This is a genomic window from Zhengella mangrovi (assembly GCF_002727065.1).
Lineage (GTDB): Bacteria > Pseudomonadota > Alphaproteobacteria > Rhizobiales > Rhizobiaceae > Zhengella > Zhengella mangrovi.
The window spans coordinates 60,565-68,583 of record NZ_PDVP01000021.1 but is presented as its reverse complement, the minus strand read 5'-3'; the positions used below and the strand labels follow the sequence as shown (position 1 = coordinate 68,583).

Here is an 8,019-nt window from a genome sequence, read left to right as displayed (position 1 = left end):
CATCACCGGATCGAACGGCGGCCTGCCGCCCTTGGCCCCGTCCGAGCGCTTCAGCGCCTTGGCCAATGGCTTGCGGAAGACGTCCCAAGGAACGACCTCGTTGAGCTTCACGAGCGGATCACCCGCCTCGCTCAACAATGCATATCGCTCATCGACATCCCAGAAACCGGCCTGACCCCGCATTCAAAAGCCTCCCGCTGATCACCGCGGAAGTGAATCACGAAACAGCCCAATTGGGGAGGTTTTTCGAGGCGTCCAGTTTGCAATCCAGTTCCAGGAACGGTTCGTCACCGAATGATGATCAACCGGCCCCTGACACAGGATTCCTGACAGTCCCGAAAACCGGCCTCAGGCGAGCCGGAAATATCGGAAATAGCGGTCAAGAAGAAGGCCCGCTGACGCCAGACTTCTGGTCACGCCGCGCCGAAATACCCCCGATCCACTCGTTCAGCCGAAACTACACGGTAAATCGAGGTGTCCAACTGCCGAAAGACGCCAAGCTTACCATCCTCGACCCACGCCTCGATTTCGGATGGCGCGGTTCGATGGGAATGCGGACTTCCCCATAGCTCAGCATGAAGACGGATTCCAGATGATCGCCTATTGCATCTTACTCGCCAGAAACACATCTCGCATCTACTAGTGATAGCTCGCGTGGCCGATCCCTAAGTTCTTTTTTATAATTATCGAGCGCATTCTTTGCCGAGATAGCACGCTCTATGTATTTAGGCATATTTTCTTCATATGCCTTTAAGTCGCTTTGGTTGGAGACGCATTGACGATATGGGCGTAAATGCGCCTCCTTGCGTCGCGCGACGTCATCACGATACACCGCCATGGGCGCTTCGCAGCTGTCGACCATTTCCTTCATACAGGATTGGAACCGCAACTGGATGGCTTCCATCCCGATGAGACCGCCACTGAAAATGCGCGCCAGTATATCATTGACCTGGCTGGGAGGCCGCATTGCACAAGAAAGCTTTGGTAGCGCACCTTCTGACCATTGCTTATGAACCGCGATGACGTCATCAAGGAACAAGGCTTTCATTGCACCGTAGGCTTCCCCTGGATTAAGGCGGCGCTGCAAAACCTCATAACAAAATGCTGCAGCATTCGCTCGAACCATTGTTGCATCTGGCGTTTTTGGAGGATCCGGAAGTTTCGGCTCGTCTGACGGCCGTTCGCAGGTTGCGCCATTCCAGGCGGCGCTATTCTGGAGAGCTACTCTAAGGCGCGGAATACTGGTCTCGGCGGTGGTCTTTTGGCTGCTTGCGGCCTCATAGGCACCCTGCAATGTCCGTTCTTTGGCCGGATCGATCTCAGGCATGAGCTTGAACATGAACCGCCCATCCCCTTGCCCAAGACGTACGGGCACTGGCGCATAACCATAGCTCTTATTGCGGTCTCGCTCCTTGAACACCAAACACTTACCACTCGGCAGGCGTTTTAGATCGTAACGGACAACACCACCGTCCAGTACCGAACCATTGCTTACAACGCTGGCTTTTTCCCAATCAAGTTTTGTGGATCCGGGATTGACGCTATATAGGTCGGGTTTCAGGAAGCGGATGCTGTCGTCATTCCGTCCGGAAAAATATTCGCCGCATACTTCTCGCGCTCGCTGGGATAAAGGCGCAAAATTATAAGTATCGCTCAATGCAGCGGCAGTCCCCTCGACGCACTGTTTGTGCAAGTCATTCACGTATTCGGAATCTCGGAGGTAGAGAAAAATCCTGTCGGTGGTCACGCTACCATCCAGTGGAATTTCTTCTCCGACCTGCACCATTTCATCGGGCCCAATGACACCAAGCATACGCCATGCACTTGGTTCGAGTGTCGGCTTTTCAATTCTTCTAAGATGTAAATTGTAACACTGATTATTGTCGAATTTCATGTCTAAGACGTCTTTGGCGGGATTGTATGTTCCTCGCAACGGCGCCTGATCGAGCCCATATGGATTCTTAATCCAATCTGCACCGAAAACAATTATTCTTCCATCTTCAAAAATATGCTGTGTATAGGCGACATATGAACCTTCATAATTGCCTCCTTTTGTGAATTTAAAAGAGAGAAGTATTTTGAATTCTTCGCCACGCGCGCCATCTCTAATTTTTTCGTTCTGCGTCTGGAAAACAATTTCGATTAGGCTTTTCTGCCCGCCAGCACATTCGTACTCGCCGCCCCACACGCCTTGCGGCGATCGGTTTGCGTTCGACGCTGCTTCGCGGCGCATCTCTCCTCCGGAAAGGCCGAGGATTGCCCAAGATTCCATGACCAGTTCCGGCAGCGGCGCTCTGCTTATTTCCACATCGAAACAATTATCCGTTTCGAAATCCGCAAGTACTTTATCTGCGTTCTGGTCATAACGGCCCTTCAATGCAAGCATCTGATAATTTCTTGGCTGAACAACCCAATTCTGTGGTGTCAACGCAAAGACACCGGAGCGTTCAATGACCCCAGTCATTGTGTAGTGACCTGATGCTGTACCTGGAGTTATCCGTTGGAAGGCAAAAACGGCGACCAAGCGATTCTCATCGACCTGCCGAATGGTCAATTCAAACGCAGTTTTTACACGTCCGACACATGCATAGGTGCCTTTCCAGATGCCATGAATTGTTGCTGTGGATTGAGCAGATGCTGTACCCGTCGAGAGGCATGTAACGATTACAAAAATGAGAGCCAAGAAACGTCGCATCGTCACCTCAGTCGCACGGAAAGTTTTTCGCTTGATCGCGGGCAAATTCGCATTTGGGCATCGTCGCGTAGGGCTGAGCCAGGCATTCATTGAAAGCTTTCAACGCAACTTGTTCCCGCTGCATTAGGCAGTTTGCTCGCGCTTGATCGGGTGCCGCTCCACGCGTCGCGAGAGCCTTCACATGGCCTATCCGGGTGCCAATAAAACTACTGAGCCGCAACGGCTCTGGAAGCAGAAACTCGCCTAAAAACGTATAAGCGATAAGCACCGCCCCGCCGATCATAAACCTTGAGCGGTATTTCGGTTGGGAACGCATGTTGGCGCGTTGATTTGCGAGCGTATCACCTGCTGCCCCAGAGTTATCACCTTCGGACAGAAGCCCTTCCCGGTTCTGTTTCACCTACTTGCCTCCGAATGTGACCTAGGGGCTACAGCTTTCTCTCGCCCTTTTGCTGTTTAATGTTTCAACTGTGATATTGCTTACGAAATCCGCCGAAAGACGTGGCAACTCAACAAACTTGGCGACAATTTGCTTGGCAAGGCATTCGCAAAGGACATCGACATCAGGCGCATCTCTCTGCGTTTGATGACAAATTTGCTCTGCCTTGTTCAACATAGCCTCTCGATTTGGGCATTGTGTATTGCCCTTCTCCAGAAACCGGAGGTCATATGATCCACCACCAACCGGAATATATTCTTGATTTCGAATTCGCTGTGCAAATTCATCCGCGAGACAGGAGCATTCATAATATTCCCGCTTGAATGCGTTACCAGTACATTCTTTGAATTTCTCATCACGAAGACGTAAGACCTCGGCTTCGGCAACCCGCTCTGGTTCGCGCACAAGAAGCCCATAATCTTTGATAAGATCGTCAGCTATCTTTGTCTCACGTGCGTCCAAAACAAGAACTTGGCACCACGATATTTTGAACCGTTCGATGCCATCATCGACCTGATCATATTCATGAGCCCCGACACGAATTCCTTTATCGACCATATTGGGTTCACGCTTCCAATTTCTCGGAACGCACATCTGCGCACGATCAAGCTGCAAGAGATTCTTATAAATTGAACGATCATCAACGAAATAATAGTAGCCACCGATCGGTCCGGACTCGTTGCTATCATCCGGTACAGGGCGATCTGCCACCGCAGTCTGAGACTTCGTTTCAACGACTTGCTGATCTTGTTCCAAATGTTTTTTGGCTAGCAGCGCAGCACCGCGTTCTTCAGGCCTTGGCCGAAAGCTAAATTCACCATCGGCTTCATCTAATGCCCGCACCCGCGGTGCAGGCACTTTTCCCCCAAAATAAGGAAAGACGTCCGGCGATAACTCTGCGACGACCTTTCCGTCCTTATTTCCCCAGAGAACGAGGCTCTCGAGCTCAAGCTCAATCGCGATTGATTCATTGCCATCAACGGATTCCATTCCAAGCAGCCTTGCTTGCGCAAGATAGGGAAGATCGCGCGTCAGATTGACATTCGTGCCAAGATGTTTGGATATGATTTCAAGCATTTCTATCGGAATATTCGCTTTAGTGACATCAATATCCCGAGCGGTAATGATAAAGAAGTCACCTGTATCGCCTAAAAGATCGTTTAGGGCTCGCATGTTGCTGAGGATATGCGCACCGATACGCCGCTTGCTTCGCTCTCCGTGCCTTTCGAAACCCTCAGTGACGACCTTTGCCCCGATTGGATAGGTGTAAATATCATCATTCTCGCGCCCAAATGGCCAGGGCGCTTCGCGGAAATATGTCACTTCGTATATTTGTCTCTCTGTTGTATATGAAGGCAACTTGTTGCTTGATCCGCCATTGCGCCATTGCCAAACCTCAAGGAACGAATTCGGTCTCTTGAGTTTTATTTTCATATCAAAGGGATCAACTGAAATGTGCTCTAGATTGCCATTGAAATAGACTTCATCGGGCAAATTTCGAACGAGCAATTTGACTAGGGCTTCTACCTTGCCGATATTTCGAGCCAAATAGAACTTTGCATCACTATCCCCAATCCGGGATGGATCAAAGAAGCTCAGATAGATATAGTTCTTTACTCCCGGCCTGTTTTGTATTTCGACTAAATTGGCAAAGAAGGTAACGTCATAATTTATCTGAAGAATTGTCTTTGCGAGATCGTCTGCGTGAGGACTATCGAGCAGGTCCTCAAGATAAACCACATGATGAAGGTGCTGTACCCGCTGCCGTTTTGGCTTGCGAGATTCGTCTTGCTCGATCTCTTTTTTAGCCTCATTGAGCTCATTAGACGTGTTGATATCAGCATTCATCAAGGCGATCGCAAGGTTCAGCATAACATTGCGATACTGATCTTGATCAATCCTGTTTTTCAGGAACCGCTGCTTTTGAAGCGCAAAAGTCCCATAATCAAAGCCGGCTCTTTGAATACCCTTGCTGACGATGTCGCCCTGGTAGACAATCTCAAGATCCATCGCTGTGACCGTTTGCACCGGTGCCGGGTCTTGATCGGATACGACAACGGGTTGGTCTTCCGTTCCCTTTGCATCGGCATCACCTCGAGCGAGTTCATATGCGTCTCGCAATTTTACCGCGAAAGGGTTTAGCCCCTTTGCTCTAAGGTAATCGGCCAGGCCGTTGGCCGTTCCACTTCCAATGATACCGTCAGGATTACCTACTGGGTAGCCAAGTTGATTAAGCGCCTCTTGAAGCTGAAAAATTTCATTCTTTGAAAGGGAGCTTTTGTCGCTAAAAGACGCAGATTGCCCATCAGTAGCTTCAATAATCGCAGCATATTGAGCACCCGTAAGATAACCAGTTGGCGCAAATCCATTGTCTATTTGAAATTCAGAAATTCCTCGGCGCGTCCTCCGCCCGAAATCACCGTCGGGAGCGCCAACATTATAGCCGAGCTCGTTGAGACGGAACTGGACCGCCTCGCGTTGTTTGTTGCTTAATCGGATTTCGTCCCTTTGAGAGGAAATATTTCTATTCGTCGGTCTTTGTTCGCGGTTCACTGACCGCTCAACCTCTCGTATCACTCCGTTAATGATACCTTCGAGAGACTGGGCATTGGCTAGCCCATTTAGAAACAACAGCGGGAACCCAAGGAAAAAGTATAATGGAATTTTCAACTTTTTCAACATGACATATCCCTTCGCTTTGCTTGCAGAGCTTAGCGGCTAGCTATGTGCTTGCAACACATATTTGTGCTATTGAAGGATTACCTTTCCATGTAGCGTTATGCCACTCTGATGCTTGGAATGGGGTTCGTGCGACGGGATTGGGGCCGTTTCCGGTATGTCAGCTTTCAGGATTCGAACCAGTCAAGGCGGACGTATTCCTGCAGCGGGTGCGGTCTGGTTGAAGTAGACCACGGCGGGCGGCGGCTTGCCATGGGCGGCGTGAGGCCGCTGGCGATTGTAGAAAGATATCCATTTCGCAATGCCGGCTTTGGCCTGCAATCCAGTCTCCCAAGCCAGTCTCCCAAGAGTGCAGACAGACGCTATTCCGTGCCAGGCGGACGAAGGCACTCCGGCTATCGAAATTTGTCATAAGGCTTGGATCAGCCAGGCGACTTGCTTCAACTGTAAGAGGACGAATGCCGGCATGGTGCTGTCAGAGATGAAGCGCCCGAGTGAGCTCGTACAGGTAAAAGCCGGTCGTTGAAATGCGAACGGGATGGGCGATCTCGCCGCCGCACCTCTGCGGTGATCCTTCAGAACCCTAGCCGCTGCAAGGCTGCTGCCAAGGGACGACGTTCGTTCCATCCTGGGAACACGAAGGCGGATATGAACTGCTCCAGGTTCGCGTCGGGCCGTCGTCTTCTGGTGCGTTCAGCAAAATACGCGGCCTCCCGGGATTCGCCGGCAACCGCATTGACCGATGCCGCGAGCATGTCGACAAGGTAATGGGCTCCGGGCGTGCGGGCGGACTTGCTGGCCCAGAAAGCAGCCCGTGACCAATCCCCGGCGTTGAGTGCGGCCCAGGCCCGCATCCCGTGCATCCCGTAGAGCAACGGATCGATCGGGCTGAGCCGGATGGCGGCGTCGGCATGCGCCTGCACGGGCTCGCTATTGCCAGCCAGAGCCTGAACCAGCCCCAGCGAATAGTGCCCCTGCGCATAGCTGGGGTTGAGCGCAACCGCGCGTTCGAGATGGGAGCAGGCGTTTTCGGGATCCTGTAACACCCAATAGCTTCGCCCCAGCACGAAATTCGAAAGCGGGTCCCCGGGAGCCAGCTCCATGGCGCGTTCCGCCGAAGTTCGCGCATCGTGGGCAGCGGCCTTGCTGTCGCCGTCGAAATTGCTGAACGCACGCTGGAAGGCCACGAAGGACATCCCAGCATGGGCCCGCGCGAAGTCCGGCGCGAGCGCCAGCGCCTTACTGAAATGCCCGGCGGATTTTTCGTTGTCCTTCTCCGTGAACCGGTAGATATGGTTCAGACCGAGGTGATAATGTGCCCATGCATCAAGCGCTTCGCTGGGCATCTGTTGCGCCAGCCTCGCCTCGTGCCTGGGAATGTCGATCTCCGCCGCGGTCACCACGGCCCGCGCGACCTCTTCCTTGAGCAGATGGACATCATCCAAGGGGCCCTCGAAGCGGTCCGCCCAAATCACCTCGCCGCTCCGCGCTACAGTCAGGAGCGGAGCCAGGACCAAGGTGCCCCCGCGCTCTTCGATCCTGCCAGACAAGAGATACCGGACATCGAGCCGTTGCCCCACGTTCTGCGCTTCTGCGACGGGCGAGAACTGAAAGCTCGACCCTCGCGCGATCACGGTTAGCCACTTCATCCGCGACAGCGTCACGATCAATTCATGCGCGATGGCCGTGCCCAGCAGTTGGGAATGCGGGCTTTGCGAACCGGCCGAGAACCTCAGAACCGCTATCGAGGGCGCTTGGCTCCGTTCGGATGCGTGGCCGGTCTCAGGCCCATCGCTTCGGGGGGCCGCATGCAGCGGCAAAGGCGCGGCATCCACCGTTACCGCCATCTCGAAACGAAACCCGCGCCCACGCAGAGTACGTATCGCCTGTTGCCTTGTGCCGTCATCCCCGATTGCCGCGCGCGCCGATCGGATGCGGCTCGAAATCGTCGCATCGGAGATCGCGGCACCGTTCCAGACGGTTTCAACAATCTCATTGTGCGTCGTCAGGCGGTGGCCGTTCCGGACCAGCAGAACGAGAAGGAGGAAGACCTGCCGTTCCACCGCAATCGCTGCACCGCCGGATCGGCGAAGCTCGGCGGCCGGAAGGTCTAGCGTGAAATCCCCGAAACGATAGATCATGTAAAGTAGCGTAGCAGAAATTACCTACAAAATTCAGGTTTTCTACAAGTTCCCTGCAAGCAACC

The 8,019-nt window shown here is 52.9% G+C and carries 6 protein-coding genes; all 6 read right to left on the bottom strand.

The genetic code is table 11. The features are described 5' to 3' along the window. On the bottom strand, positions 1-183 hold a 183-nt coding region (locus CSC94_RS22225; RefSeq protein WP_483446968.1), incomplete at its 3' end, for a transposase. Between the two features lie 427 nt (positions 184-610). After that, on the bottom strand, positions 611-2,695 hold the full coding sequence (locus tag CSC94_RS24340; RefSeq protein ID WP_133123007.1) for a hypothetical protein: 2,085 nt from the start codon (positions 2,693-2,695) through the stop codon (positions 611-613). Positions 2,696-2,702: 7 nt separating this feature from the next. After that, positions 2,703-3,095, bottom strand: coding sequence for a hypothetical protein (locus CSC94_RS24335; protein WP_133123005.1), 393 nt, complete (start codon positions 3,093-3,095; stop codon positions 2,703-2,705). 21 nt (positions 3,096-3,116) lie between these two features. Continuing rightward, positions 3,117-5,816 (bottom strand): peptidoglycan-binding domain-containing protein, encoded by a 2,700-nt coding sequence (locus CSC94_RS22220; protein WP_099308574.1) that lies wholly within the window; start codon positions 5,814-5,816, stop codon positions 3,117-3,119. A gap of 180 nt (positions 5,817-5,996) precedes the next feature. Then, complete coding sequence (locus CSC94_RS25300) at positions 5,997-6,203, bottom strand: integrase core domain-containing protein (RefSeq protein WP_425356542.1); 207 nt, start codon at positions 6,201-6,203, stop codon at positions 5,997-5,999. 185 nt (positions 6,204-6,388) lie between these two features. Continuing rightward, positions 6,389-7,954: a winged helix-turn-helix domain-containing tetratricopeptide repeat protein gene (locus tag CSC94_RS22215; RefSeq protein ID WP_099308573.1), complete on the bottom strand. Its 1,566-nt coding sequence runs from the start codon at positions 7,952-7,954 to the stop codon at positions 6,389-6,391. Positions 7,955-8,019: the final 65 nt, after the last annotated feature.

Excerpts from the sequence above, each read along its gene's own strand:
- CSC94_RS22215 (WP_099308573.1), bottom strand. The coding sequence starts at position 7,954 with ATGATCTATCGTTTCGGGGATTTCACGCTAGACCTTCCGGCCGCCGAG.
- CSC94_RS22220 (WP_099308574.1), bottom strand. The coding sequence starts at position 5,816 with ATGTTGAAAAAGTTGAAAATTCCATTATACTTTTTCCTTGGGTTCCCG.
- CSC94_RS24340 (WP_133123007.1), bottom strand. The coding sequence starts at position 2,695 with ATGCGACGTTTCTTGGCTCTCATTTTTGTAATCGTTACATGCCTCTCG.